We start from the raw sequence: 25,511 nt of genomic DNA on the forward strand, positions 1-25,511 counted from the left end.
AATCGCTTGGGCGATCTACAATCGCCATCCACGCTCGTGAAAGTCCGAAATGAATATCTGCGAAATCCATCCGCTGCCGTATCAAGCCTCGCCGTGCGTTTACTTCGATGCCATCCATAAGGAATGCGGCGCGATATTGCTCGACTCGGGTCGACCGAATGCCGAGCGCGGGCGTTTCGACCTGCTCAGTGCGTGGCCGCTTGAAACCTTTGTACCTGCCCCCGACGAGTCGGCGGCAGATTACAACCAGAGACTGCGTGCGGGCCTTGCAAGGCTTCAAGCGTGCGACTATCCGACAGGCTTTGAGCTGCCATTCAGTGGCGGGCTGATGGGCTATTTCGGCTACGATTTCGGTCAGCGAATCGAACCTCAGCAGCCGAAAAGTTGTGACGATCTTGGGCTTCAGGATGCCCGCCTTGGCCTGTATGACTGGGCGCTGATTACCGACCATCAAGCACTTACCAGCCAACTGGTGTTTCATCCGAGCGTGGATGAACAGCAACGCAAAAAACTGATCGCACTATTTGAAAAAAAGCGCGAAAGCAGCCCGCAAAACTTCAAATTGGCCGGTGATTTTCGAGCCAATATCCGATCAACGGACTACAAACAGGCCTTCGAGCGGATCCAAAGTTACATTTCAGCGGGTGATTGCTACCAAGTAAATTATGCTCAGCGCTTTCAGGCCGAGTATGAGGGTGATCCGTGGGGCGCCTATCAGGCGTTGCGTGAGATATGCCCTACGCCGTTTTCCGGCTATCTGGGGCTGGGCGAAAACAACGCCATTCTCAGTTTATCGCCTGAGCGTTTCATGCACGTTAGCCGGGGCCATGTGGAAACCCGACCGATAAAGGGCACACGCCCGCGCGGGCACACGCCAGAACAAGACAAAGCGCAGGCAGATGAGCTACTCAATAGCCGTAAAGATCGCGCTGAAAACTTGATGATCGTTGATTTGCTGCGCAACGATCTGGGCCGCAGTTGCCGGATTGGCTCAGTGCGCGTGCCTGAACTGTTCGCGCTCGAAAGCTACCCCAATGTGCATCATCTGGTGAGCGCAGTAACCGGTGAATTAGCCGCAGACAAAGACGCGCTGGACCTGTTTGCCGGCAGCTTTCCCGGCGGATCGATCACCGGCGCACCCAAGATTCGCGCCATGCAGATCATCGACGAACTCGAACCTACCCGTCGCGCACTGTATTGCGGTTCATTGATGTATCTGGATATTCGCGGCGAAATGGACAGCTCGATTGCCATTCGCAGCCTGCTGGCTCGCGATAGCGTTATCAGTTGCTGGGGCGGTGGCGGGATTGTTGCTGACTCACAGTGGCAGGCGGAATATCAGGAGTCGATAACCAAGGTCAATGTGTTGCTGAGTACCCTACAGAATCTTGGCAAGTAGCTAAGCCGCTGGATTGCCCAGCGGCTTATTCAACTCAGACCTGCACAGGTGCCATGTACGCGAAGGCTTCCTGAGTGAAGCGTACCCGCTCCTCGACAGACTCCGTGATGCCGTCTTTTGCCAACTCAGCCAAACGCTCTTCGACCGCATGCGCGCGCAGGGTCAAACCACTGTTGTTGGCGATCTGGATATTCAAGCCGGGACGCGCATTGAGCTCCAGGATCAAGGGACCCTTCTCCTGATCGAGCACCATGTCGACACCGATATAACCCAGCCCACACAGCTCATAACAGCCTGCAGCCAAGGTCATGAAGCCTTTCCAGTTCGGCAACTGAACGCCGTCCACGGCATTGGTTGTATCGGGGTGTTTGGAGATCTTGTTGTTCAGCCAGGTCCCGCCCAGTGTCATGCCGGTCGCCAGATCAACGCCTACACCAATCGCACCTTGGTGCAGGTTGGCCTTGCCGCCTGACTGACGCGTCGGCAAGCGCAGCATTGCCATGACCGGATAGCCCATCAACACGATGATACGAATATCCGGCACGCCTTCGTAGCTGATGCTTTTGAAGATCTGATCGGGCACCACACGATACTCGATCAGCGCGCGGTCACGCAGGCCGCCCAACGAATAGAGACCGGTGAGAATGCTCGAAATCTGGTGCTGGATCTCTTCAAGACTGATGATCCGGCCCGAGACGGTACGGAAGCGGTCTTCAAAGCGATCAGCAACTACCAGAATCCCGTCACCGCCCGCACCTTGCGCGGGCTTGACTACGAAATCACTGCGCTCACCAATGATCTTTTCAAGGTTATCGATCTCTTTTTCAGTCGAGATGATCCCATACATTTCGGGCACGTTAATGCCCGACTCAATCGCCCGTTCCTTGGTGATGATCTTGTCATCCACCAAGGGGTACAGGTGACGCTTGTTGTATTTGAGCACGTAATCAGCATTACGTCGGTTGATGCCCATGATGCCCAGTTCTTCAAGAGCCTTCCAACGTTTCCAGAGGCCAAACATAGGTCACTCCTTGAGGAAGGCATTGAAGCGGAACAGCTCAGTCAGGCGATAGCCGCGATAGCGACCCATTGCCAACATGAAGCCCACCAGAATCAACAGGATTGCCGGGAAGGTGAACACGAAGTAAACCAGTTCAGGCACGGTCATCAACAGATGCGCAAGCGATGCGGCGATCAGTGTGCCCACACCCACTTTCAAGGCATGGCCAGCGCCACGCTCTTCCCATGTAATCGACAGACGCTCGATAGTCATGGTCAGAATCACCATCGGGAACAATGCTACCGAGAGGCCGCGATCCATACCCAGTTTGTGACTGAACAAGCTGATCACTGCGATCAGCACAACCACGAAGGTCAGCACCACCGACAGTCGAGGCAACATCTGTAGTTTCAAGTGCTCAAGGTAGGAACGCAGCGACAAGCCCAGCGCGGTAATGAAGGTAAACAGCACGATACCGAAACCCAACCCCGTCTCGCGGAACGCCAGTGCGATCAGAACCGGCGTAAAGGTGCCGAGGGTTTGCAGGCCGCCGAGGTTACGCAGGATCAGGATGAGCAGAACCCCGATCGGGATCATGACCATGATCTGGAAGTTGTGCTGAGTCTGCAAAGGCAGGCCGTACAGTGAATAGGACAGGAAGCCGGCATCGGTGCTTTCGTCGGTCAGTTTAGCCAGACGAATTGCATTCATTTCGCTGTTGTTCAGGCTAAATGTAACGTTGGCCTGCTTGCCGCCTTCAAGGTTCATCAGCGGGTCATTGCCCACCCACCAGACCAGTCGGTCCGACGGCAAACCTTGCTCACCACTCACCGGATTGAAATACAGCCACTTCTCGCCGTTAAAGCTGCGCAGCCAAAGCTCCGGGTCCTGCTGAATTTCAGCGGCCAGGCGAATGGTGTGTACCCGCTCCATCGGCACGTGCGCGATGGACAACAGCAACTCGACCGCCTTGGCCTTGTTTTCAGTCGAGGCATCGCCACCGAGCAACAACTTGGCGTTGTCGTCGGCTTCGTTGTTCACCCGCTTGATGGTTTCACTGATAAAGGTTTCAACATCAGCGGAATGCTGACGAATCGGTGCAAGCAATGCTTCTGCAGCGATTTTCTCGGCGCCTTCAACCGGCAGGCTGTCGCGGAAAATCGGGCCTTTGGCCTTGGCTTGCTCACCGCTGTAGCGCTTGGTCAGTACCAGGCGGTAATAAATGGTTTGCTTGCCACTTGCCCGACGTGCAGACCAGGTGGCTTTGCGATTGCCATCGGCGCGATTGATGCTCACGCCGTAGTTATTGGAAATGAAGCTCTCGTTGAGGCTTACATAATCCTGATTGAGAGGAGGCACAAACATCTGCAGTTTGACTGGCTCGCGAGGGCTGGCCTGAAACTCGACCTTGGCGTCAATGTTCCACAAGTCGTCAGTTTCATCCGAGGTAAGGGGAATACCCAAAATGAATATCTGATAGGCAGTAATCAAAATGCCCAAGCTCACAGTGAGCAAAATCAGAATTTTAAGGTGCAAGTTAAGAGAGCGCATGGGCATTACTCGCCGGGGGTTACGTCATTGGCACAGTCAGGCTTGCCTGCTGCATATTTAAGGCTTGGATCTACCATAGCACCGAAGCGTTTGAGTGCTTCCGAGCCGATAAGAAGCGGATATTGGAATGCACTTCGGTCGGTCAAGTTCACTTCAATTTTGCGAAGCGCTTCACCCATGCAGATATCCAGCTCGATTACAGGTCGGGCGGTGTAGGTTTTTTCTTCATTTGGATCATAGTCGCCGGAGCGGCGTTTGATCTTGCTGACACGGGCCAGAGGACGTTCGATAGGATTGCTGTGCGCATCATCTATGGCCAGATAAAAGCGCACCCATGTCTCGCCGTCACGCTTGAAGCGTTTGATATCACGTGCGCTGAGAGAGGCGGTCTTGGCCCCGGTATCGAGTTTGGCGGCAACCTCAATATTGAGATTCACCAAATGGGTGTATTCATTAAGGCCGTAGACAGACTTGTCCGCTGCAACTGCTACACAGGGAACAATAAATAGCCATAGAAACAGTAGGTTAGGCGTGAGTCTCATAAATCCCGTTAGTATTTTTCTCTATCAATGAGGCTAAAGACCCGCACGCATCTACCCGGCAGGCTGGTATATGCGCTGAAGTTTAGCAGGCATGCGTAAAAGCATGCTCAAACGGGGCGAAGTCTAACATGGCGCATTTGGCGGACAACAGATAGCGACCCAGTAAGTTTGTTGGGGTTGGGCTAGCAATCAGCGTCTACCAGTCAGAGGACTGTCGACAATCCTAATCACACGATTGACCATTACCGCTCAAAAAGGTATTTTTTGCCTAAATAAAACAGCCATTGTTGACAATATGCTCGATACCGTCGAAGTCCCTCTAAATCATGGCGAAGATTCTGAAACGCGCTCAGAGCAGGTTTTCCGGCGCATTCAGGCTGCAATCATCAAGGGCGAGATAGCCCCTGGCAGCAAAATTTCCGAACCTGAGCTGGCGCGCACCTATGGCATAAGCCGCGGTCCGCTGCGCGAAGCCATTCACCGGCTGGAAGGCCAACGCCTGCTGGTGCGCATCCCTCACGTCGGCGCGCGCGTGGTGTCTCTGAACCACAGCGAACTGATCGAGCTGTATGAAATACGCGAATCATTGGAAGGCATGGCCTGCCGGCTCGCTGCCGAACGCATGAGCCAGGCCGAAATTGATGAGCTTCGCCACGTACTCGACACCCATGAGCGTGATGAAGCGTTTCAGGCGGGCAATGGCTATTACCAGCAAGAAGGCGACTTCGATTTCCACTACCGGATCATTCAGGGCAGTGGCAACCGAACGCTGACGCAAATGCTCTGCTCCGACCTTTATCAACTGGTGCGCATGTACCGCATTCAGTTTTCCGCCACCCCCAATCGCCCGCGCCAGGCGTTTGCCGAACACCACCGAATTCTCGACGCCATTGCTGACCGTGACGGTGAGCTGGCGGAACTGCTGATGCGCCGTCACATCGGCGCATCGAAGCGCAACATTGAGCGTCATTATCTAGACGCAGAATCCAAGACAGCCAAAACCAGAGGTGAGTCATGAGTTTGAAAACCCCAGGCCAGCGTTTCCGCGATGCCGTAGCCGAAGAGCACCCGTTGCAGGTCATTGGCGCGATCAACGCCAACCACGCACTGCTGGCAAAACGTGCCGGTTTCAAAGCTATTTACCTTTCGGGCGGCGGCGTTGCTGCAGGCTCGCTGGGGCTTCCGGATCTGGGCATCACCGGGCTGGACGACGTGCTCACCGACGTGCGCCGCATTACCGATGTCTGCGACTTGCCGCTGCTGGTCGATGTCGACACTGGCTTTGGCTCGTCAGCGTTCAACGTTGCACGCACGGTCAAGTCGATGATCAAGTTTGGCGCGGCCGCCATTCACATCGAAGATCAGGTGGGCGCCAAGCGCTGCGGCCATCGTCCGAACAAGGAAATCGTCTCGCAGCAGGAAATGGTCGACCGGATCAAGGCCGCTGTAGACGCACGCACCGATGACAGTTTCGTGATCATGGCGCGCACCGACGCCCTGGCCGTTGAAGGCTTGGAGTCTGCGCTGGACCGCGCCGCCGCCTGTATTGAAGCCGGCGCCGATATGGTATTCCCGGAAGCCATTACAGAACTTGAGATGTACAAGCTGTTTGCGCAGAAGGTCAACGCCCCGATTCTGGCCAACATCACCGAGTTCGGCGCGACCCCGCTGTTCACCACCGACGAGCTGCGTTCTGCCGATGTATCCCTGGTGCTCTACCCGCTCTCAGCATTCCGCGCCATGAACAAGGCTGCCGAAAACGTCTACGAGGCCGTGCGTCGCGATGGCACCCAGAAGAATGTCATCGACACCATGCAAACGCGCATGGAGCTTTACGATCGCATCAACTACCACGCCTTCGAGCAAAGCCTGGATGCCCTGTTCGCTCAGAAAAAGAACTGAGCCGCGCATTCCAACATCGACCCGAACAACAATTTCAAGATGATGAGGATCTAACAATGGCTGAAGCAAAAGTACTCAGTGGCGCCGGCCTTCGTGGCCAGGTCGCCGGCCAGACCGAACTGTGCACCGTCGGCAAGACCGGCGCGGGCCTGACATACCGCGGCTATGATGTGCGCGACCTGGCAAGCAGCTGCATCTTTGAAGAAGTCGCCTACCTGCTGCTCTACGGCGAGCTGCCAAATCAGGCCGAGCTCAGCGCTTATCAGAGCAAGCTGAACAAACTGCGCGATCTGCCCCAGGCGCTCAAGGAAGTGCTTGAGCGCATTCCGGCGCAAGCTCACCCGATGGATGTCATGCGTACCGGCGCCTCGATGCTTGGCAATCTGGAGCCAGAGCACAGCTTCGACGAGCAACGCGACAAGGCTGATCGTCTGCTCGGCGCGTTCCCGGCGATCATGACGTACTGGTATCGCTTCAGCCATGATGGCGTGCGTATCGACTGCAACAGCGACCAGGCCACTATTGGCGGCCACTTCCTCCAGTTGCTGCACGGTAAAGCGCCGAGCGAATTGCACGTTAAGGTGATGAACGTTTCGCTGATTCTCTACGCTGAGCACGAATTTAACGCCTCGACCTTCACCGCACGCGTTTGCGCCTCAACCCTGTCGGACATTTTCTCCTGCGTTACGGCGGCCATCGGCTCCCTACGCGGCCCGCTACACGGCGGCGCCAACGAGGCGGCAATGGAGATGATCGAGAAGTTCGCATCGGCCGAGGCCGCCACTGCTGGCACGCTGGACATGCTCGCCCGCAAAGACAAGATCATGGGCTTTGGCCACGCGATCTACAAAGACTCAGACCCCCGTAACGAGGTCATCAAAGGCTGGTCCAAGCAGTTGGCCGATGAAGTGGGCGACACTGTGATGTTCCCGGTATCCGAAGCCATTGACGCGGTCATGTGGGAGCAAAAGAAACTGTTCCCCAACGCCGACTTCTATCACGCCTCGGCTTACCACTTCATGGGCATCCCGACCAAGCTGTTCACGCCGATCTTCGTTTGCTCGCGGGTGAGTGGCTGGACCGCACACGTATTCGAGCAGCGCGCCAACAACCGGATTATTCGCCCCAGCGCGGAATACACCGGTGTAGAGCAACGCGCAGTAACGCCGCTAGAGCAGCGCTAATTGCTAGCGGGGAGGTGGCGTTATAAGCCCCTCCCCGACCGGTCATTGTCGATTACCTGATTGAGCCCAACGCTATGAACACTGAATTTCGCAAGAATCTTCCCGGCAGCGTGCTGGATTACTTCGACGCCCGTGCGGCTGTTGATGCGATCCAGCCCGGTGCCTATGCAAAACTGCCGTACACCTCTCGCGTATTGGCTGAAAACCTGGTGCGTCGCTGTGACCCGAGCATGCTCAACGCGGCCCTGAGCCAGCTGATTGAGCGCAAGCGCGACCTCGACTTTCCCTGGTTCCCGGCGCGCGTGGTGTGCCACGACATTCTTGGCCAAACCGCATTGGTCGACCTGGCGGGCCTGCGCGATGCAATCGCAGAGAAAGGCGGTGATCCCGCGCAAGTTAACCCCGTTGTGCCTACTCAGCTGATTGTCGACCACTCACTGGCCGTCGAATTTGGCGGGTATGACAAAGACGCCTTCGCCAAAAACCGCAGCGTCGAAGACCGTCGCAACGAAGACCGCTTTCACTTTATCGAGTGGACCAAAAAGGCCTTCAAGAACGTCGACGTGATCCCGCCCGGCAACGGCATCATGCACCAGATCAACCTCGAGCGGATGTCGCCCGTGGTTCACGCACGTGAAGGTGTTGCCTTCCCGGACACGCTGGTCGGCACCGACAGCCACACCCCGCACGTCGATGCGCTGGGCGTGATTGCCATTGGTGTAGGCGGCCTGGAAGCCGAGAGCGTAATGCTCGGCCGCGCCTCCTACATGCGCCTGCCAGATATCATCGGCGTACGCCTGTCGGGCAAGCGCCAACCGGGCATCACCGCCACCGATATCGTGCTGGCGATTACCGAGTTCCTGCGCAGCCAGAAAGTTGTTTCCTCGTACCTTGAGTTCTTCGGTGAAGGCGCCGACGCTCTGACCCTCGGTGATCGGGCAACTATCTCGAACATGACCCCGGAATTCGGTGCGACAGCGGCGATGTTCTACATCGACCAACACACCATCGATTACCTGACGCTGACAGGCCGTGAGCCGGAGCAAGTCAAACTGGTCGAGAACTACGCCAAGGTCACAGGCCTGTGGGCGGACGACCTGAAAACCGCTAAGTACGAGCGCGTTCTCGACTTCGATCTGTCTTCGGTGGTGCGCAACATCGCCGGCCCAAGCAACCCGCACAAGCGCGTCGCCACCACAGACCTCGCCACAGCGGGCATCTCTGGCGTAGTTGAGAACGAAGCCGGGCTGATGCCGGATGGCGCGGTAATCATCGCGGCCATTACCAGCTGCACCAACACCAGCAACCCGCGCAACGTCATCGCCGCTGCCCTGCTCGCCCGCAACGCCAATGCGCGCGGTCTGACCCGCAAGCCATGGGTTAAAACCTCGCTGGCGCCCGGCTCGAAAGCAGTGCAGTTGTACCTTGAAGAAGCCAACCTGCTGACCGAACTGGAACAGCTCGGTTTCGGCATCGTCGGCTTTGCCTGCACCACCTGCAACGGCATGAGCGGCGCACTGGACCCGGTAATCCAAAAGGAAGTGATCGACCGCGACCTCTACGCCACCGCAGTGCTGTCGGGTAACCGCAACTTCGACGGGCGTATCCATCCGTACGCCAAACAGGCTTTCCTGGCTTCGCCGCCGCTGGTCGTTGCCTACGCGATTGCCGGCACCATTCGTTTCGACATCGAAAAAGACGTGCTCGGCATCGATCAGGCCGGTAACGCCGTTACCCTGAAAGACATCTGGCCATCGGATGAAGAGATTGATGAAGTGGTGAATGCCAGCGTCAAACCGGCCCAGTTCAACCAAGTCTACATCCCGATGTTCGCCATCGAAGCCGACAATGGCGAGAAGGTCGAGCCGCTGTACGACTGGCGCGCACAGAGCACTTACATCCGTCGTCCGCCTTACTGGGAAGGCGCTTTGGCTGGTGAGCGCACGCTTAAAGGCATGCGCCCACTCGCCGTGCTGCCAGACAACATCACCACCGATCACCTGTCGCCGTCGAATGCGATCCTGCTCAACAGCGCGGCCGGTGAATACCTGCACAAAATGGGTTTGCCGGAAGAAGACTTCAACTCCTACGCCACCCACCGCGGCGACCACCTGACCGCACAACGGGCGACCTTTGCCAACCCGAAACTGCTCAATGAAATGGTGGTTGAAAACGGTGTGGTCAAACAAGGTTCTCTGGCGCGCATTGAGCCGGAAGGCAAGGTCACGCGTATGTGGGAAGCGATTGAGACCTACATGGAGCGCAAGCAAACGCTGATCATCATCGCCGGTGCCGACTACGGCCAGGGCTCATCGCGTGACTGGGCGGCCAAAGGCGTGCGTCTGGCCGGTGTAGAAGCCATTGCCGCTGAGGGTTTTGAGCGTATCCACCGCACCAACCTGGTCGGCATGGGCGTGTTGCCGCTTGAATTCCTGCCGGGCACAACCCGCAAGACGCTGGAAATTGATGGCAGCGAAACCTACGACGTGATTGGACAGCGCACACCACGCGCCACTCTGACGCTAGTGATCAACCGCAAAAACGGTGACCGCGTTGAGGTGCCCGTGACTTGCCGCCTCGACACCGCTGAAGAGCTGTCGATTTATGAGGCCGGCGGTGTGCTGCAACGCTTCGCGCAGGACTTCCTAGAGTCCGCAAACGTCTCGTAAGCCTGTCGCGGTCACGGCGGAGCAATTCGCCGTGACCGCCCTCTTCTTTCAGTGACGGTTCGCGGCGCTATGTTCAGCGCGTAGCGGCCCTCACTTCACGCAGTTTCAGAGGACATAACCCACATGTCTCATGTAGCGCAAATCAAAGTCCCGGCCACTTACGTTCGGGGCGGTACCAGTAAAGGCGTGTTTTTCTGCCTGCAAGAGCTTCCGCCATCGGCCCAGGTCGCCGGTGCTGCGCGCGACGCTTTGCTGATGCGCGTTATCGGCAGCCCTGATCCGTACGGCAAACAAATTGACGGCATGGGCGGCGCCACTTCCAGCACCAGCAAAACCGTGATCATCAGCAAAAGCAGCCAGCCGGATCACGACATCGATTATCTGTTCGGCCAGGTATCCATCGACAAAGCCTTCGTCGACTGGAGCGGCAACTGCGGCAACCTCTCAGCCGCCGTTGGCCCGATCGCGATCAGCAAGGGCCTGGTCGATGCCAGCCGCATTCCACAGAACGGCATCCTCACGCTGCGCATCTGGCAGGCCAACATCGGCAAGTCGATCATCACTCACGTGCCGATTACCAACGGTGAAGTCCAGGAAACCGGCGACTTCGAACTCGACGGCGTGACCTTCCCTGCCGCCGAAGTGAAGCTTGAGTTCATCGACCCGGCTGCCGATGAGGATGACGGCGCAGGCAGTTCAATGTTTCCCACCGGCAATCTGGTAGATGACTTGGAAGTGCCGGGTATTGGCACGCTCAAGGCGACAATGATCAACGCCGGCATTCCGACCATCTTCGTCAACGCCGAAGCCATTGGTTACACCGGCACCGAGTTGCAGGAAGCGATTAACAGCGACCCGAAAGCGCTGGCCATGTTCGAATCGATCCGCGCTCACGGTGCGCTGCGCATGGGCCTGATCAGCCACATTGATGAAGCCGTCAAACGCCAGCACACGCCCAAGGTTGCATTCGTTGCACCGCCGGCCGCCTACACCACGTCCAGCGGCAAGTTGCTCAATGCGGGCGACTGCGAACTGCTGGTACGCGCCATGTCGATGGGCAAGTTGCATCACGCCATGATGGGCACGGCAGCGGTGGCTATCGGTACTGCAGCGGCTATTCCCGGCACGCTGGTGAATACCGCAGCCGGCGCCAAGGTGCGCAACGAGGTGCGCTTCGGGCATCCGTCCGGCACTTTGTGTGTAGGCGCAGAAGCCACGCAAGAGAACGGCGAATGGAAAGTCACCAAGGCCATCATGAGCCGCAGTGCACGGGTACTGATGGAAGGCTGGGTGCGGGTGCCCGGCGACTCGTTCTAGAAATGCGCCTGCGGGATGAGCGCGTTACCAGCACGCTGAGTTTTCTTGCACCGCGTTTTCTACGTGGGGCGCTCGCCGGGTTTTAACCCGCTGTAAACGACAAAGCCCTGATTTTACGATCAGGGCTTTGTTGCATCTCAGGTCTTAGTACGTCGGTAATTCGACGTCGGCAAACAGCTCTTCCAGCTCGGATTTATTGTGGCAAGCCACAGCCTTGGCGAGCATGTCACGGCTCAGATGCGGGGCGAATTTCTCGATAAAATCGCACATAAAGCCGCGCAGGAATGTGCCGCGACGGAAACCGATTTTGGTGACGCTCGACTCGAACAATTCGCTGGCATCGAGTACCACCAGATCCGGATCGTGCGCAGCATCCACCGCCATCTTGGCAAGAATGCCCACGCCCAAACCAAGGCGCACATAGGTTTTGATCACGTCGGCGTCGGCGGCGGTGAACACCACCTTGGGCGACAGGCCGCGATGGCTGAAAGCTTCGTCCAGTTTGGAACGGCCGGTAAAACCAAACACGTAGGTGACAATCGAGTACTCAGCCAGGGCTTCCAGAGTGAGTTTCGGCAGTTTGGTCAGCGGGTGGCCTTGCGGTACGACCACACAGCGGTTCCAGCGATAGCACGGCATCATCACCAGATCATTGAACAACTCAAGACCTTCGGTGGCGATGGCAAAGTCCACCGTGCCGTCGGCGGCCATTTCGGCAATTTGCATCGGCGTGCCCTGGTGCATGTGCAGGGCAACATCCGGGTATTGCTTGATAAAGCTGCTGATCACCGGCGGCAAGGCATAGCGCGCCTGTGTGTGGGTGGTGGCGATAGACAGCGAGCCTTTCTTCTCGTTGGAGAATTCCTGGGCGATCTGCTTGATGCTTTCAACCTTGCGCAGAATCTCACCAGCAGTGGTGATAATCCGCTCGCCTGCCGGCGTAACACGAGTCAGGTGTTTACCGCTGCGGGCAAACACCTCAACGCCTAGTTCGTCTTCGAGCAGGCGGATCTGTTTACTGATGCCGGGCTGAGAGGTGTACAGACTTTGCGCAGTGGCGGAAACGTTGAGATCATGGTGCGCAACCTCCCAGATATAGCGCAATTGCTGAAGCTTCATAACTATCCCTCAAAGCAGTTGAGCAGCCATTCAATTGGCGGCTGCCGCATATAACCATAAGAATGGTTCAATTGATCCAAACTGACCATAAATTTAATTTTTATCCGCTATCGCTCAAAGATCAGGGCGACCCCGGTGTTGCAGCATGGGCACCATATACACCGGAACTTCAGATAACTGCACCAACCTCAGGGCTGTGCGCCCCATCGGAATGTCCATATCCGTGCCGTGGCTGTGACTGCCTACGACCAGCAAGTCGACGTCGAGTTTCTGCGCCTCCTCAAGAATCATCAGCGGTGGGTCGCCCTGCACAACGCGCACGCCGGTAATCAAGTCGAGATCATCGGACATCTCGCCCAACTCGTCGCGAAAACCCTCTAACACGCGCGTCTCAATGCTCGCCATAACAGTGCTCAAGCCGCTTGTGCGCAACTCATGCATCCGCTCTTCATCAAGGTAGGTTTTCAACACCGACTCGGCAAACAAGCCGATTGGCTCGACCGCGTGCACAACATACAGCCTGGCGTTAAAACTGCGCGCCAACCCCAGTGCATGTTGCAACACATACGGGGCGTAGAGCCCTAGATCGGTGGCATATAAAATCGTTCGAACCATACGGCCTCCACTGCCAACGAACCCTTGCTCTTGAGCTTAGCAGCGCTACCAACAAGTCAACAAAAAGCCCAGCTTTTAGGACAAGTGGCTATAAGGCGATGGTAATAAAGGCCGCCAAACCTAGCCGTGGCGGCCGTTTAGAGGTGTGGCTCGTTGCTGATGCCATGCGGCACATGGCCAGTGGCGACTACTTTGCTGGCCTTCTCGCAATGCCCGGCCTGATCATCAAAAAACACATCGGCGGCAAAGGTTTCGAGAATTTTCGATTTCTCCAATCCGCCCAGGAAGAACGACTCGTCAAGACGGATATTCCAGTCGCGTAAGGTTCTGATAACGCGTTCGTGAGCCGGCGCAGAACGCGCGGTCACCAGCGCAGTGCGGATCGGGCAACTCTCCTCCGGGAATTCCTGCTGCAGCAGGTGCAGCGCCGCCAGAAACGGCTTGAACGGGCCGCCGGGTAGCAGTTCTCTGGCGGAGTTGCGTTCGTGGGTCTGGAATGCCTCCAGCCCGGCTTCCTGAAACACCCGCTCGGAGGCATCCGAGAACAGCACCGCATCGCCATCGAATGCAATCCGCAGCTCATTGCTGGCGGCCCGTCGCGGCCCACCGGACAAAATCGTCGCGGCGCCGAAACCGGCCCGCAAGGCACTGCGCACATCTTCAGCATGGGTGGACAAGAACAGGTGGCAACCAAACGCCGCCAAATACGGGTCCGGGCTGCGGCCGCCGACAAATGCAGCGCGGGAAATGCCCAGCCCATAATGCTGGATCGAGTTGAACGCCCGTAGGCCAGTGTCAGCGCTGTTGCGCGAGACCAGAATCACCTCGACCCGTGGCTGACCCAGCGCCTTGTTCAGCCCCAGCAGCTTTTCGACCAAAGGAAAGGCGTCGCCCGGCAGAAGAATTTCGTCTTCGTGGGCGATCTGGTATTGGCGGTACGCCTCAACGCCTTCGCTTTCGTAAACGCGATGGCTTTCATTGAGGTCAAATAATGCCCGCGAGGAAATTGCCAGCACCAGTTTGTCGCTCATTACCTTGGCCATTGCCACCTCGTTATCTATTGTTGCGCTGCTCGAGAAACCGCAAAGCCTGATACAGCGCTTCTACTTTGGGCATGCTCACGCCCGCCGCTTTGGCCGCCGCCAGAGGCACCTCATACAACGCTGGCAGCTCTGCCGGACGGCGATGGGCGAAGTCATGGTACATGCTAGGCAAATACTCGGGCATGCGCGCAGTCGCGCCCAACAATTTGCCGACAATGCCTTCTGGCAACTGATGGCCACAGGCAGCAGCGGTGTCGACCACTTCCTGCATCATGGCAGCGACCAGTGCGTGGCTGTCCGGGTTGGCCATCATGGCTTTGGTGTCGGCATTGAGCAGCACCGACAAGCCGTTGTAGGGCACGTTCCAGGCCAGCTTTTGCCAGCGCGCCTGCTCCAGATTGGCCATTGGCGCGCTGTCGATACCGGCAGTTTTGAACAACCCGACGCCCTGCTCAAGAATCGCCTGACGCTGCGCCGCGTCAGCAGGCCCGGAGTGGTAACCGAGATTGATTGCGCCTAACGCCTGATGCTCAACCACGCCCGGCGCCGATCGCGCCACGCAGATGTAGCAAAGCCCGCCCAACAGGTGCAGCGTATCCGGCAGCAGTGGACGCAGGGCCTCTTCGACGCCCAAGCCGTTTTGCAGCAATATCACCTTGCAATCCGGCCCGGCGAGCTGGCTGATAATTGGGGCCAGTTCCCCATTACTGGTGGTTTTAGCCCCCACCAACAGCCAGTCGCACGCCGGTATGTCCTCAACTGAGCGGTAAGCCTGCACAGGCGCCAGCGTCATCGGGCCATGTACCTGGCTATTGATTTGCAGGCCGTTCTGCTCGACGGCGGCATATTCACTGCGCAGTAAAAAGTGCACATCGAAGCCCGCTTTCGCCAGCATTACGCCATAAAAACCGCCAATTGCGCCGGTACCGACAATGCCAATACGCGGTTTTGTGTTGTTCGACATCAGGGAAGCTCCTCAGCCGGACGGCTTAATGCGCCGTCCACGGCGTTCGTTAATTCGTGAAGATTCAAACGCGCCTGCACGGCGCCGTAAAAGTCGCCATCGCGCACAACAAACAGCGCGGGCAAGTGAAATACCTCATAGCGCTGCACCAGCCCCGCGTTGTCAGCCGCATCGATCCACGCCAGCCGGTCAACAGGTAACGCCATGTGCGGTAAATGAGCGCGCGCATATCGGCAACTGGCACAACCTATGCTGGTAAATAGCACGAGGGAGATGCCTGGCAAAGCCAGCAATTGCTGATCGGCATCAAAATCTGTGAGTTCAAGCTCCGGCAAAATTGGACCCTTGATTTGCTTGCAGTCGATACATGTGGAGTGTTCCCGAATGCGGAGTTTTTTGCGCCATCCAAGCAGTATTCCTGTCGAGTTGCGCCTGTGCAGGCAACCCGCACCGCCTCGCCAGCGCCTGCACAATATAAGTCTTGGCGGGATCGCCTGTAACTCCCCGCGTGCATTTCGCCGTGGCGCGGCCGTTGAATTGCGCATTCGCCTGCTCGGTGACGATGTGTTCTGCGCGGGTGTTGTCGCGTGGTGCCAGCAACAAGGCGCTGAATATCTGGTCGGGGTCGCCTTTACAGATCAGGACACCCTGTTTCGCGCGCGCATGGTGGAGCAGGTCTGCCAGATTGAGCACTACCGCCTGCAGCGCGAACAGGAACTCGGCGTGCCGCTGTGCTGCGAAAGTATCGCCGCTGAGTGGGTTGCCGAACACGCAGCCCAGTTTGGGCAGCCCGGCCAGCAGCAATTGTGACGTTTTGCGGCACAGCATCCACCACCGAAACGCCTTATTCAACCGATGATAGCCGCGCAAAACGACTGCAGAATCAGGCCAAAGCGGCCAATTTTTTACGATCAAGCCTGTGCATCATCAAATTCCGCGCCATTAGCCGGATTAATCGCCCCTGAACCCATTGTCTCCCGCGCCTGTTACGCGCTAAGGTTCTGGTTCCCCGCTGTGCCCAAATTGCTGTGCTCCGCCACACGGGGAACGCTGGCGGCCGGCACCCGTGACCTGATGACTCTGACTGATGAGAAGCACGATGGCTGATTTACCAATTGATGACCTTAACGTTGCCTCCAACGAGACGCTCATCACCCCCGAACAACTCAAGCAGGAAATTCCCCTGACGGCAGCAGCGCTGAAAACCGTCTCTGAGGGCCGCGAAGTTGTTCGCAATATTCTGGATGGCAAAGATCACCGTCTGTTTGTGGTGGTGGGTCCCTGCTCTATTCACGATATCAAAGCGGCTCATGATTACGCCGAACGCCTCAAGGCGCTGGCAGCTGAAGTAAGCGATACGCTGTATCTGGTTATGCGCGTTTATTTTGAAAAGCCGCGCACCACCGTTGGCTGGAAAGGCCTGATCAACGACCCGTATCTGGATGACTCATTCAAGATTCAGGATGGCTTGCACATTGGCCGTACCCTGCTGCGCGATCTGGCAGAAATGGGCCTGCCAACCGCAACCGAAGCACTCGACCCGATCTCTCCGCAGTACTTGCAGGACCTGATCAGCTGGTCGGCAATCGGCGCACGCACCACCGAATCGCAAACTCACCGCGAGATGGCCTCGGGTCTGTCTTCGGCGGTCGGCTTCAAGAACGGCACCGACGGCGGCCTGACCGTGGCAATCAACGCCCTGCAGTCAGTCTCCAGCCCGCACCGCTTCCTCGGCATCAACCAACAAGGCGGCGTGTCTATCGTCACCACCAAAGGCAACGCCTATGGTCACGTGGTCCTGCGCGGTGGCAACGGCAAGCCTAACTACGACTCGGTCAGCGTTGCTGTTTGCGAGCAAGAGCTGACGAAAGCCGGCATTCGCCCGAATGTGATGGTTGACTGCAGCCACGCCAACTCCAACAAGGACCCGGCCCTGCAACCACTGGTCATGGACAACGTTGCCAACCAGATTGTTGAAGGCAATCAGTCGATTGTCGGCCTCATGGTGGAAAGCCACATTGGTTGGGGCAGCCAGTCGATCCCTAAAGATCTCGACCAGCTCAAGTACGGTGTTTCGATCACCGATGCCTGCATCGACTGGGACACAACGGCCAAGACGCTGCGTGACATGCGTACTAAGCTCAAAGACGTGCTGCCCAAGCGTGACCGCGCCTGAGTTTTCAGCACCTACAAAAACGCCGGGCATTGCCCGGCGTTTTTGTAGGTAAACCAATCAGCTTTCGGCATTGTCGCGCTGACGGCGCTCCATGTAGCGCTCTACATACGAGCACGACGGAATCACCGAGTAACCCATGCGATCAGCATACTGCAGCGCATGCTCAGTCAATGCAGCGGCAATACCGCGCCCGCGCAAAGAGTTGGGCACGAATGTGCGGTAGATATCCAGCGTTTGCTTACCCAAGTCCATATAGGCCAAATAAGCACGATCACCGTCCACTGTGGTCTCAAACTGGTGACCTGCCTGGTCATGGAGAATGGATAACGCCTCGCTCATTGTTACTCCTCTGGCGGACTGATACTGCATCCGCGTCGATCTAATTATTTGGGCGACGACTGCTCGGTAAGACGCAATGTTCTGCCAGGGTTTGCTCGGATCAACCGGCACGTGTGCGTCTGAACAGGCAATACAGATTGCCAAATACGCTAAGTCGGAAGCAGCGCATTTGCGCTGCCAACTCCGCTGATAAACACAGCGTTTGTGCATTTATCTGGCGGGGTAATTATTGGCAATATATTCGCGCTTTCTGGCGCTGCCGTCAAAAATCACCCCGAGCTTATCACCAGCCTCCCTAACAACCAAATAGAATCAATAACTTAGACAATGCTAAGAACGGCAATGCAACTCAGCACCGCCACCACCGGTATGCACACAGTCACCACAAACATATCCTTGTAAGCCTGTTTGTGGGTGAGCCCCATGATCATCAACATGGCGATCACGGCGCCGCAATGCGGCAGCGAGTCAAAGCCGCCCGAGGCAATATTGGCGATCCGGTGCAAAACCTCAGGCTCAATTCCCATGTCCAGGTATTTGGGCGCCAGCGTCTGCATGAAGATTTGCAACCCGCCCGACGATGAGCCGACGATGGCGGACACCACGCTCACCGACGTGAACACGGAGAGCAAGGCTGGCATGTCGACCTCAAGAATCCAGCTGGCGAACTGCGAAAAGCCAGCGGTATGGGTCACCACACCGCCAAAGCCGATAACCGCTGCGGTGTTTAGCAGCGGCATGATCGCATCGTCAGCGCCCTGCCCCAAAGTAGCCAGAGTATTGCGGCGCAGGCCTGGAAACAAACCGATAGCAACCAGCGTGGCGACAATCAAAGCAAGGCTCGGCCAGAGAATCGGTTGGCGTTGACTAAAGTTCAGTACCTGCGCGAAGGCACCGGACCCTGCCGGATCAATACCGGCCAGCAAGAACAGGCGCGGCAACACGATAATCCCCAATACCAGCGCAATCGGCACCAGCGCCAGCCCCCAATGTGGGCCACTGCCGGAGGTGTTGGCCAGCTGCTCCATGCGCTCATCCTGCGCATTGGCCTCAAAGCCTTCCCCGCGCGCTTTAGCCAGGCGCCACTCGCGCTGCACATAGGCCATGCCCAGAACAATCATCAGCGCACTGGCGAAAAGACCAATCCAGGCACCTGCAAACAGGTCGGTGCCCAATGCTGTCGCGGCAATGACGTTATGAATCGAAGGAGTGCCGGGCAAGGCCGTCATAGTGAACGTACCCGCCCCGAGCGCTGTAGCCGCACAAAACAGACGCTTCGGCAGGTCAGCTTCGCGCATCATGCTCACGCCCAGGGGATACATGGTGAAGATCACCACAAACACCACCACGCCACCGTAAGTCAGCAAGGCACACACCAGCATCGCCACCCAGAGCGTGCGCTCAACGCCAAGCTTACGCGTGATGATCATGGCAATGCTGTTAGCCGCCTGGCTTACGGCCATCACTTTGCCAAAGATGGCGCCACAAACGAATAGTAGAAAGAACTTACCGGCAAAGGTGAATGCACCCAGCGGCCCGAAGGGGAAAAACTCGAGCAGGGCCTGCGGCACGAGCAAGTTGTTGGTCAGCGCAACGACAATCGAGCAAAGTACAACCGCGATGAAAATATTGACCCCACGCAGGGCCATGAACATCAGTAAGACCAAGCCTGCAAGCAAGCCAAAATTCCCTAACATACTGCTCTCCAATTCAATCTTATTGTTATCTAGCGCGGACTCTTCCGAAGAAAAATCGAACAGCTGTTTTATATCAACAAAGCGCCCCTAACGCGACAGGCCAACGGCCTTTGATTACTTTTCACCCACTTTGTTCGGTAAAGATGAAATTTTCCCCGGAAGTGAAAAAAATAGTGCTCTGACTTGCGTCTTCTCCGTTTACTTACTACAAGTTATGGGTAGTATGTACGCGGCTATTTTCCCGCTACTGGGAATATGCTCTTATGGAAAAACTCGCTCTCTTAAGGGGAACACGATGAACAACGTTCTGAAATTCTCTGCTCTGGCTTTGGCCGCAGTATTGGCTACCGGTTGCAGCAGCATGTCCAAAGAAACTGAAGCACGTCTGACCGCAACTGAAGACGCCGCTGCTCGTGCACAAGCCCGTGCTGACGAAGCCTATCGCAAGGCTGACGAAGCTATGGCAGCTGCTCAGAAGGCTCAGCAAACTGCTGACGAAGCCAATGAGCGCGCTCTGCGTATGCTGGACAAAGCCAGCCGCAAGTAATAACCCCCGGGTTATTAAAGAAAGCCGACCCAGTTTATGGGTCGGCTTTTTTATTGCCTGGCGTTTAAGCGTAAAACAGCGGGCGGGGTTAATAGCCGTGTAATAAAAAACCCGCAGGCTGTTGAGCACTACGGGTTTTGTTTACGCCGCTTTACTTAATAAGCGCCGAGTTGCTCCGCTTGCGGGGCTACGCTCTGTTCAGCGATTTCGATGGGCAAGCCATCCTGCGCTGCAACCACTTCACGCACCACATCCCAATCCAGATGCAGGCCACTCAATTCATCGCTCTTCAGCAGGGCATTGATAACGGCCGTGTGCTTGTCAACGATCGAAGTATTACCGCTGTCATCCAGCGGCTCATGCGCCTCTAAGTAGATCTTGCCGTTACTGCGGCCGAACTTGTAGGGCTCATTAATGATGCGCACCGAAGTACCGACTTTGGTCATCGCCGCCAATTCCAGGACATTGTTATTGAACATGCGGAAACAGCCGTGGCTGACGCGCATACCAATACCAAACTTCTTATTGGAGCCATGAATCAGATAACCCGGTACAGACAAACGCATTTTGTACGGGCCCAATGGATTGTCCGGGCCTGGCGGCACGACCGTTGGCAGCGGATCGCCATCGGCAGCGTGTTCTTCGCGAATCGACTTGGGCGGATACCAGGCCGGATTGGCGATCTTGTCAGTAATACGCGCGTTGGCCACGGGTGAGCCCCAGCCTTCACGACCAATGCCCAGCGGGTAGGTATAAACCTTGTTCTGGCCCTTGGGGAAGTAGTACAGGCGGTACTCAGCCAGATTGATCACAATCCCTTCACGCGGGCCTGGCGGCAGAATGAAGCGCGTCGGCAGGATAACCTCTGAACCCTCACCCGGCAGCCAGGCATCGATGCCCGGGTTGGCCGCCAGCATTTCCGAATAACCGAGGTCGTTGGCGGTGCCGAGGTCAGCGAAGGTGTCTTCGTACTTTGCCTTGACCACCCGCACTTCGCCGATGATGTCGTCACCAGCTGGCGGCAGAGGAAACTCGAGGGCAAAGGCAGAACCAGCCGCCAGGCACAGCGAGGCAACTGAGAGGCAACGGGCGACGGCATGCATGCGCGACAACATCCGGAAATCCTTGATTAAAGAATGGTTGGGAGAAAGCATTTAAGTGTACACCTGCGCCGATACCGCTGGAGAATTTCAGACCTCTGGCCAGCCGAGTCGTTCACCCCTGCGCTGGGCCTCGAGCACCTCGCGACACGCGACACAGAGGCGTTTGTCACGCAGCGTCGGCTTGTCAACGGGCTTCCAAAGCGGTCGCGCCGGCAGAAAGCCGCCGCACAGAGTCCGGTCGGCCACGCTACCCAGCTCAATCTGGCGAGCTGCCAGGTGCACGCGCACTTCACGGCAGGCGAACAGGTCCAGCTGCTCGTCAGGCTCGATCAAATGGTAAGCGTGCAAAGACCAAGAATGGCGCGACATCAAGGGCTCCTGAATGGGCGCGCAACATTAGCCGAAAGACGGGTGACAGAAAAGCCCATTTTCAGTGTCTTTCACTGCCATCCAGCGTATTTTTTGCGCATTGATTGTGCAGCACCCGTATCAACGAGCCAGCGCCCACACAAATCCAGTGCACGCAAGCCTCGGCTCAGAGCAGTGGCTTAAGTTGCGGCCAGACATTTTCGAGCAGTATTGATTGCGCCTCGGCGGCCGGATGAATGCCATCCGCCTGCATCAGGCGCGGCACGCCGCCCACCCCTTCAAGCAAAAACGGCACCAGCGCCACCTGCTGTTCACGGGCCAAGTCGCTGAACACTTTGGCGAAAGCCGTGGTGTAGCGCTTGCCGTAATTAGGGGGCAACTGCATGCCCAGCAGCAGCACTTCGGCACCGGCCTGCTTCGACTGCTCAATCATCGAAGAAAGATTTTGTTGCATTTGCACAGGGGCTAAACCGCGCAGGCCGTCATTGCCGCCCAGCTCCACCACAACCACTTTAGGCTTATGCTCCTGAAGCAGCGTAGGCAGCCTCGAAGCCCCACCAGCCGTGGTGTCGCCACTGATTGAGGCGTTCACCACCTGCTCGGAAAACCCCTCGGCAGCCATCCGTTCCTGCAGCAAAGCAACCCAGCCCTGACGGGTATCCAGCCCGAAAGCGGCACTGATACTATCTCCAACCACCAGCACTGTACTGGCCGCGGCGGTTTGCCCCCAAAGCAACATGATCAGGGCGAAGCCGATTAACCTTTTCTGCATTGGATTCTCCATGAGCTCACACATTCTCAGCGCGCGAAACCTTAGCAAAGTGGTGCCCAGCGCTGAAGGCCAGTTAACCATACTTGACGATTTATCACTGCAACTTGCTGCGGGCGACAGCCTGGCAATTGTCGGCAGTTCCGGCTCGGGGAAATCCACCCTGCTCGGCCTGCTAGCCGGCCTTGATTTGCCCAGCAGTGGCTCGATTGATCTGGCCGGGCATGATCTCGCCAGCCTCGATGAAGACCAGCGCGCCCGCGTCCGGGCTGAACATGTAGGGTTTGTGTTTCAGTCATTCCAGTTGCTCGACAGCCTCAATGCGCTCGAAAACGTAATGCTGCCACTCGAACTTGAAGGCCGAGCCGATGCGCGCCAGCAAGCCGCCGAGCTGCTTGACCGGGTCGGCCTGGGCCAGCGCCTCAGTCATTACCCCCGCCAACTCTCCGGTGGTGAACAACAGCGCGTCGCAATTGCCCGTGCGTTTGCAGCGCAACCGGATGTGCTGTTCGCCGACGAACCCACAGGCAACCTCGACAGCCACACAGGCGCGCATATCAGCGACCTGTTGTTCGAGCTGAACAAGGAACGAGGCGCGACACTGGTGCTGGTCACCCACGACGAACATCTGGCGCAACGCTGCAACCGCCTGATTCGCCTCGAAGGGGGCCAGTTGGTTGGCCAACAGGCCTGCTGATGACTAACTTGCCGCTGCTGCGCCTGTTCAAACTTGCCTTACGCCAATTACTTCGCGAAGCGCGCGCCGGAGAAATCCGCGTGCTGTTCTTTGCCCTGCTGGTGGCAGTGGCCGCGAGTACCGCGATTGGCTACTTCAGTGCGCGCCTGAACAGCGGCATGCAATTGCGCGCCAGTGAATTCCTCGCCGCCGACTTACGCTTGAGTGCCAGCACGCAGGCCAGCCCTGAACAAATCGAGGCAGGTCTGGCGCTCGGTCTTAACCACGCCAGCAGCGTCGAATTTTCCAGCGTTATCGCCACCGATACCGGCATCCAGCTGGCCAGCGTCAAGGCAGTCAATGAAGCCTACCCATTAAGAGGCCGGCTAAAAAGTGCGGCGCAACCATACGCGCAAGAGCAAGTGTCTGCCGGGCCAAAGCCTGGCGAGGCATGGGCCGAGGCGCGCCTGTTTGCCGCGCTCAATCTCAAAGCAGGCGACAGCATCGATGTCGGCAACAAAACCCTGCGCCTGAGCCGTGTGCTGACCTACGAGCCAGATCGCGGCGGTGACTTTTACAGCCTGACGCCGCGCGTGCTGATCAATCTTGCCGACCTCGACGCTACCGGTGTGGTGCAGCCGGGCAGTCGGGTTAAATACTTTGAATTATGGAGCGGCGAGAGTGACGCTCTGGCGCAGTACAAGACGGCATTACAGCCGACACTGGCAGCCAACCAACGCATCCAGGGCGCCCGCGACAGTAATCGGCAGATCGGCGGTGCATTGGGGCGCGCTGAACGCTATTTGAACCTCAGCAGTCTGGCCGCAGTGCTGTTGTCCGGGGTTGCTGTCGCCCTATCCGCCACACGTTTTGCCGCGCGGCGCTTTGATGCCAGCGCCCTGCTGCGCTGTTTCGGCCTGTCGCGCCGGCAAGCGCTGACGCTCTACAGCATCCAACTGGGTTTGCTGGGACTCAGCGCCTGCCTGTGCGGCGCACTCGTCGGCTGGCTCGCCCAGTACGGTTTGTTCTTCCTGCTCGACGGCCTGCTGCCAGGTGAAATCCCCGCTGCGGGCGTTTGGCCTGCACTGGCGGGAATATCAACGGGTCTGGTCGCCCTTGCAGGCTTTGCCCTGCCGCCACTTGCCGCCTTGGGCCGCGTCCCTCCGCTGCGCGTATTACGGCGCGACATGCTGCCCGTGCCGGCAAGCTCCTGGCTGGTCTACGGCGCTGCGCTGTTGGCGCTTGGCCTGATCATGTGGCGCCTGAGCCTGGATTTACCCCTGACGCTGGCACTGCTTGGCGGTGGCCTGCTAACAGCATGTCTGCTGGGCGGATTGCTGCTTTTAGCCCTGCGCAGCTTGCGCCGGATCATGGCGCAGGCCTCCCTGCCGTGGCGCCTTGGCTTGGGCCAACTACTGCGCCACCCGCTCGCCGCTGCCGGGCAATCGCTGGCATTCGGCTTGATCATTCTGGCGATGGCACTGATTGCCTTGCTGCGTATTGAGTTGCTGAGCACCTGGCAAGACCAACTGCCAGCTGACGCGCCCAATCAGTTTGCACTGAATATCGTACCGGCCGAGAAAGAGGCGTTTGCCCAACAGTTGCAAGCCATATCACCGCACGCAGCCCCGCTCTATCCCGTTGTTCCAGGCCGTTTGACTGCGATCAATGGCCAAGCCGTACGCCAACTCGTGAGCAAGGACAGCCGTGGCGAGCAGGCGACCCAGCGTGATCTGAGCCTGACCTGGGCGGCGGATCTGCCGGGTGACAACCAGTTGGTTGCCGGCAGTTGGTGGGGCCAGGAGAAGCGCGAAATACCCGGCGTCTCGGTCGAAGAGAAGCTCGCCGAAAACCTTGAACTGAAGATTGGCGACACCCTAACGTTCAATGTCGGCGGGCTAAACCGTGAAGCGCGCGTAACCAGCTTGCGCAGCGTGGACTGGAACAACTTCCAGCCGAACTTCTACATGATTTTCGAGCCAGGCACGTTGCAGGACATGCCAGTGACCTACCTCACCAGCTTCTACCTGCCAGCGGGCAACGACAAGCAGCTGGTCGAATTGTCCCGTGCCTTCCCGGCGGTGACCTTGCTCGGGGTGGATGCATTGCTGAGCCAACTGCGCAGCATTCTGGCGCAAGTGACACTGGCCATCGAGTTTGTCCTCGCGTTTGTGTTGGCCGCGGGTTTTGCCGTGCTGTTCGCCGGTTTGCAAACCACCCTTGATGAACGCATTCGCCAAGGCGCGCTGCTGCGTGCTCTCGGCGCGGAACGAAAGATAGTGATCAATGCCCGCCGCGCGGAGTTCGCCATGCTGGGCGCCACCAGTGGTGTGCTGGCCGCACTTGGCTGTGAGTTGATCAGCTACCTGCTTTACCGCTACGCCTTCAACCTTGAGTGGTCGCCCCATCCCTGGCTGCTCATTCTGCCGGTGATCGGCGCATTGGCAGTCGGTGCGGCCGGCATTTGGGGCACCCGCAAAGCCCTCAACAGCAGCCCGCTCACAGTATTGCGTGAGGGCTGATACTATCG

At 57.6% G+C, this 25,511-nt stretch carries 24 protein-coding genes; 11 read left to right on the forward strand and 13 right to left on the reverse strand.

The genetic code is table 11. The features are described 5' to 3' along the window. The first annotated feature begins 49 nt into the window (after positions 1-49). On the forward strand, positions 50-1,399 hold the full coding sequence (gene pabB, locus FEZ62_RS16090) for an aminodeoxychorismate synthase component I (protein WP_172928898.1): 1,350 nt from the start codon (positions 50-52) through the stop codon (positions 1,397-1,399). Between the two features lie 34 nt (positions 1,400-1,433). Here pabB and FEZ62_RS16095 read toward each other — a convergent pair whose 3' ends face one another. From FEZ62_RS16095 to FEZ62_RS16105, 3 genes are read right to left on the reverse strand one after another with little or no spacing between them, the layout of a single operon-like run. Further along, the gene (locus FEZ62_RS16095; protein ID WP_172928900.1) at positions 1,434-2,420 is read right to left on the reverse strand and encodes an alpha-L-glutamate ligase-like protein; all 987 of its coding nucleotides are present in this window, start codon (positions 2,418-2,420) and stop codon (positions 1,434-1,436) included. A 3-nt stretch (positions 2,421-2,423) separates the two neighbouring features. Beyond that, positions 2,424-3,950 (reverse strand): inactive transglutaminase family protein, encoded by a 1,527-nt coding sequence (locus FEZ62_RS16100; protein WP_069899680.1) that lies wholly within the window; start codon positions 3,948-3,950, stop codon positions 2,424-2,426. A 5-nt stretch (positions 3,951-3,955) separates the two neighbouring features. Continuing rightward, positions 3,956-4,492 (reverse strand): ATP-dependent zinc protease, encoded by a 537-nt coding sequence (locus tag FEZ62_RS16105; protein ID WP_172928903.1) that lies wholly within the window; start codon positions 4,490-4,492, stop codon positions 3,956-3,958. Between the two features lie 295 nt (positions 4,493-4,787). Here FEZ62_RS16105 and FEZ62_RS16110 point away from each other — a divergent pair, with 295 nt between their 5' ends. The 5 genes from FEZ62_RS16110 (at position 4,788) to prpF (ending at position 11,564) form a co-directional block, all read left to right on the forward strand. After that, on the forward strand, positions 4,788-5,510 hold the full coding sequence (locus tag FEZ62_RS16110; protein WP_069898678.1) for a GntR family transcriptional regulator: 723 nt from the start codon (positions 4,788-4,790) through the stop codon (positions 5,508-5,510). Then, entirely contained in the window at positions 5,507-6,394 is an 888-nt protein-coding gene (gene prpB, locus FEZ62_RS16115; RefSeq protein ID WP_069898679.1) for a methylisocitrate lyase, read from the forward strand. The genes FEZ62_RS16110 and prpB overlap by 4 nt, the downstream gene beginning before the upstream one ends. Positions 6,395-6,450: 56 nt before the next feature. Beyond that, a complete protein-coding gene (gene prpC, locus FEZ62_RS16120; protein WP_069898680.1) occupies positions 6,451-7,578 on the forward strand; it encodes a 2-methylcitrate synthase in 1,128 nt (375 codons plus the stop codon). Between the two features lie 74 nt (positions 7,579-7,652). After that, on the forward strand, positions 7,653-10,247 hold the full coding sequence (gene acnD / locus FEZ62_RS16125; protein ID WP_172928905.1) for a Fe/S-dependent 2-methylisocitrate dehydratase AcnD: 2,595 nt from the start codon (positions 7,653-7,655) through the stop codon (positions 10,245-10,247). A 123-nt stretch (positions 10,248-10,370) separates the two neighbouring features. Next, positions 10,371-11,564, forward strand: coding sequence for a 2-methylaconitate cis-trans isomerase PrpF (gene prpF / locus FEZ62_RS16130; protein ID WP_172928908.1), 1,194 nt, complete (start codon positions 10,371-10,373; stop codon positions 11,562-11,564). Positions 11,565-11,708: 144 nt separating this feature from the next. Here prpF and cysB read toward each other — a convergent pair whose 3' ends face one another. From cysB to FEZ62_RS16155, 5 genes are all read right to left on the reverse strand, one after another. Beyond that, a complete protein-coding gene (gene cysB, locus FEZ62_RS16135) occupies positions 11,709-12,683 on the reverse strand; it encodes an HTH-type transcriptional regulator CysB (protein WP_069898685.1) in 975 nt (324 codons plus the stop codon). Between the two features lie 114 nt (positions 12,684-12,797). Then, the gene (locus FEZ62_RS16140; RefSeq protein WP_090508497.1) at positions 12,798-13,298 is read right to left on the reverse strand and encodes a universal stress protein; all 501 of its coding nucleotides are present in this window, start codon (positions 13,296-13,298) and stop codon (positions 12,798-12,800) included. A 137-nt stretch (positions 13,299-13,435) separates the two neighbouring features. After that, the gene (locus FEZ62_RS16145; protein WP_069898689.1) at positions 13,436-14,341 is read right to left on the reverse strand and encodes a 5'-nucleotidase; all 906 of its coding nucleotides are present in this window, start codon (positions 14,339-14,341) and stop codon (positions 13,436-13,438) included. 10 nt (positions 14,342-14,351) lie between these two features. Next, entirely contained in the window at positions 14,352-15,305 is a 954-nt protein-coding gene (locus FEZ62_RS16150; protein ID WP_172928910.1) for a putative 2-dehydropantoate 2-reductase, read from the reverse strand. Further along, positions 15,305-15,640, reverse strand: a complete 336-nt coding sequence (locus FEZ62_RS16155; RefSeq protein ID WP_170860521.1) for a thioredoxin family protein — start codon at positions 15,638-15,640, stop codon at positions 15,305-15,307. Before FEZ62_RS16155 ends, FEZ62_RS16150 begins: the two co-directional genes overlap by 1 nt. Positions 15,641-15,689: 49 nt before the next feature. On the opposite strand from FEZ62_RS16155, the gene FEZ62_RS16160 reads away from it, so the two are divergent. Together FEZ62_RS16160 and FEZ62_RS16165 are read left to right on the forward strand one after the other, a co-directional pair. Then, the gene (locus tag FEZ62_RS16160) at positions 15,690-16,115 is read left to right on the forward strand and encodes a PilZ domain-containing protein (protein ID WP_069898695.1); all 426 of its coding nucleotides are present in this window, start codon (positions 15,690-15,692) and stop codon (positions 16,113-16,115) included. A gap of 289 nt (positions 16,116-16,404) precedes the next feature. Then, a complete protein-coding gene (locus tag FEZ62_RS16165; protein WP_069898697.1) occupies positions 16,405-17,481 on the forward strand; it encodes a 3-deoxy-7-phosphoheptulonate synthase in 1,077 nt (358 codons plus the stop codon). Positions 17,482-17,538: 57 nt separating this feature from the next. Here the strand turns inward: FEZ62_RS16165 and FEZ62_RS16170 are convergent, their stop codons facing one another. Both FEZ62_RS16170 and FEZ62_RS16175 read right to left on the reverse strand, forming a co-directional pair. Continuing rightward, positions 17,539-17,820: a GNAT family N-acetyltransferase gene (locus FEZ62_RS16170; protein ID WP_069898699.1), complete on the reverse strand. Its 282-nt coding sequence runs from the start codon at positions 17,818-17,820 to the stop codon at positions 17,539-17,541. Positions 17,821-18,140: 320 nt separating this feature from the next. Continuing rightward, positions 18,141-19,517: a GntP family permease gene (locus FEZ62_RS16175; protein ID WP_172928912.1), complete on the reverse strand. Its 1,377-nt coding sequence runs from the start codon at positions 19,515-19,517 to the stop codon at positions 18,141-18,143. Between the two features lie 295 nt (positions 19,518-19,812). Here FEZ62_RS16175 and oprI point away from each other — a divergent pair, with 295 nt between their 5' ends. Next, the gene (gene oprI, locus FEZ62_RS16180) at positions 19,813-20,064 is read left to right on the forward strand and encodes an outer membrane lipoprotei OprI (RefSeq protein ID WP_069898703.1); all 252 of its coding nucleotides are present in this window, start codon (positions 19,813-19,815) and stop codon (positions 20,062-20,064) included. 155 nt (positions 20,065-20,219) lie between these two features. Here oprI and FEZ62_RS16185 read toward each other — a convergent pair whose 3' ends face one another. The 3 genes from FEZ62_RS16185 to FEZ62_RS16195 all read right to left on the reverse strand — a co-directional run bounded on the left by FEZ62_RS16185 (position 20,220) and on the right by FEZ62_RS16195 (position 22,308). Beyond that, positions 20,220-21,179: a L,D-transpeptidase family protein gene (locus FEZ62_RS16185; protein ID WP_069898705.1), complete on the reverse strand. Its 960-nt coding sequence runs from the start codon at positions 21,177-21,179 to the stop codon at positions 20,220-20,222. Positions 21,180-21,254: 75 nt separating this feature from the next. After that, on the reverse strand, positions 21,255-21,536 hold the full coding sequence (locus tag FEZ62_RS16190; protein WP_172928914.1) for a hypothetical protein: 282 nt from the start codon (positions 21,534-21,536) through the stop codon (positions 21,255-21,257). 166 nt (positions 21,537-21,702) lie between these two features. Next, positions 21,703-22,308 carry an arylesterase gene (locus tag FEZ62_RS16195; RefSeq protein ID WP_172928916.1) on the reverse strand — a complete coding sequence of 202 codons (606 nt, stop codon included), beginning with the start codon at positions 22,306-22,308 and terminating at the stop codon, positions 21,703-21,705. Positions 22,309-22,318: 10 nt separating this feature from the next. Between FEZ62_RS16195 and FEZ62_RS16200 the strand changes: the two genes are divergently transcribed. Next, positions 22,319-23,002 (forward strand): ABC transporter ATP-binding protein, encoded by a 684-nt coding sequence (locus FEZ62_RS16200; RefSeq protein WP_069898711.1) that lies wholly within the window; start codon positions 22,319-22,321, stop codon positions 23,000-23,002. Next, positions 23,002-25,503 carry an ABC transporter permease gene (locus FEZ62_RS16205; RefSeq protein WP_172928917.1) on the forward strand — a complete coding sequence of 834 codons (2,502 nt, stop codon included), beginning with the start codon at positions 23,002-23,004 and terminating at the stop codon, positions 25,501-25,503. The genes FEZ62_RS16200 and FEZ62_RS16205 overlap by 1 nt, the downstream gene beginning before the upstream one ends. Positions 25,504-25,511 lie beyond the last annotated feature (8 nt).

Origin of the sequence: Pseudomonas sp. MS19, assembly GCF_013277615.1 — a bacterium.
GTDB classification, from domain to species: Bacteria; Pseudomonadota; Gammaproteobacteria; order Pseudomonadales; family Pseudomonadaceae; genus Aquipseudomonas; species Aquipseudomonas marincola.

Coding starts and splice junctions, on each gene's coding strand:
- FEZ62_RS16100 (WP_069899680.1), bottom strand. CDS start 3,950: ATGCGCTCTCTTAACTTGCACCTTAAAATTCTGATTTTGCTCACTGTG.
- prpB (WP_069898679.1), top strand. CDS start 5,507: ATGAGTTTGAAAACCCCAGGCCAGCGTTTCCGCGATGCCGTAGCCGAA.
- cysB (WP_069898685.1), bottom strand. CDS start 12,683: ATGAAGCTTCAGCAATTGCGCTATATCTGGGAGGTTGCGCACCATGAT.
- FEZ62_RS16205 (WP_172928917.1), top strand. CDS start 23,002: ATGACTAACTTGCCGCTGCTGCGCCTGTTCAAACTTGCCTTACGCCAA.
- prpC (WP_069898680.1), top strand. CDS start 6,451: ATGGCTGAAGCAAAAGTACTCAGTGGCGCCGGCCTTCGTGGCCAGGTC.
- FEZ62_RS16165 (WP_069898697.1), top strand. CDS start 16,405: ATGGCTGATTTACCAATTGATGACCTTAACGTTGCCTCCAACGAGACG.
- FEZ62_RS16160 (WP_069898695.1), top strand. CDS start 15,690: ATGCGGAGTTTTTTGCGCCATCCAAGCAGTATTCCTGTCGAGTTGCGC.
- FEZ62_RS16145 (WP_069898689.1), bottom strand. CDS start 14,341: ATGGCCAAGGTAATGAGCGACAAACTGGTGCTGGCAATTTCCTCGCGG.
- acnD (WP_172928905.1), top strand. CDS start 7,653: ATGAACACTGAATTTCGCAAGAATCTTCCCGGCAGCGTGCTGGATTAC.
- prpF (WP_172928908.1), top strand. CDS start 10,371: ATGTCTCATGTAGCGCAAATCAAAGTCCCGGCCACTTACGTTCGGGGC.
- oprI (WP_069898703.1), top strand. CDS start 19,813: ATGAACAACGTTCTGAAATTCTCTGCTCTGGCTTTGGCCGCAGTATTG.
- FEZ62_RS16140 (WP_090508497.1), bottom strand. CDS start 13,298: ATGGTTCGAACGATTTTATATGCCACCGATCTAGGGCTCTACGCCCCG.
- pabB (WP_172928898.1), top strand. CDS start 50: ATGAATATCTGCGAAATCCATCCGCTGCCGTATCAAGCCTCGCCGTGC.
- FEZ62_RS16150 (WP_172928910.1), bottom strand. CDS start 15,305: ATGTCGAACAACACAAAACCGCGTATTGGCATTGTCGGTACCGGCGCA.
- FEZ62_RS16170 (WP_069898699.1), bottom strand. CDS start 17,820: ATGAGCGAGGCGTTATCCATTCTCCATGACCAGGCAGGTCACCAGTTT.
- FEZ62_RS16195 (WP_172928916.1), bottom strand. CDS start 22,308: ATGCAGAAAAGGTTAATCGGCTTCGCCCTGATCATGTTGCTTTGGGGG.
- FEZ62_RS16095 (WP_172928900.1), bottom strand. CDS start 2,420: ATGTTTGGCCTCTGGAAACGTTGGAAGGCTCTTGAAGAACTGGGCATC.
- FEZ62_RS16175 (WP_172928912.1), bottom strand. CDS start 19,517: ATGTTAGGGAATTTTGGCTTGCTTGCAGGCTTGGTCTTACTGATGTTC.
- FEZ62_RS16200 (WP_069898711.1), top strand. CDS start 22,319: ATGAGCTCACACATTCTCAGCGCGCGAAACCTTAGCAAAGTGGTGCCC.
- FEZ62_RS16190 (WP_172928914.1), bottom strand. CDS start 21,536: ATGTCGCGCCATTCTTGGTCTTTGCACGCTTACCATTTGATCGAGCCT.
- FEZ62_RS16105 (WP_172928903.1), bottom strand. CDS start 4,492: ATGAGACTCACGCCTAACCTACTGTTTCTATGGCTATTTATTGTTCCC.
- FEZ62_RS16185 (WP_069898705.1), bottom strand. CDS start 21,179: ATGTTGTCGCGCATGCATGCCGTCGCCCGTTGCCTCTCAGTTGCCTCG.
- FEZ62_RS16110 (WP_069898678.1), top strand. CDS start 4,788: ATGCTCGATACCGTCGAAGTCCCTCTAAATCATGGCGAAGATTCTGAA.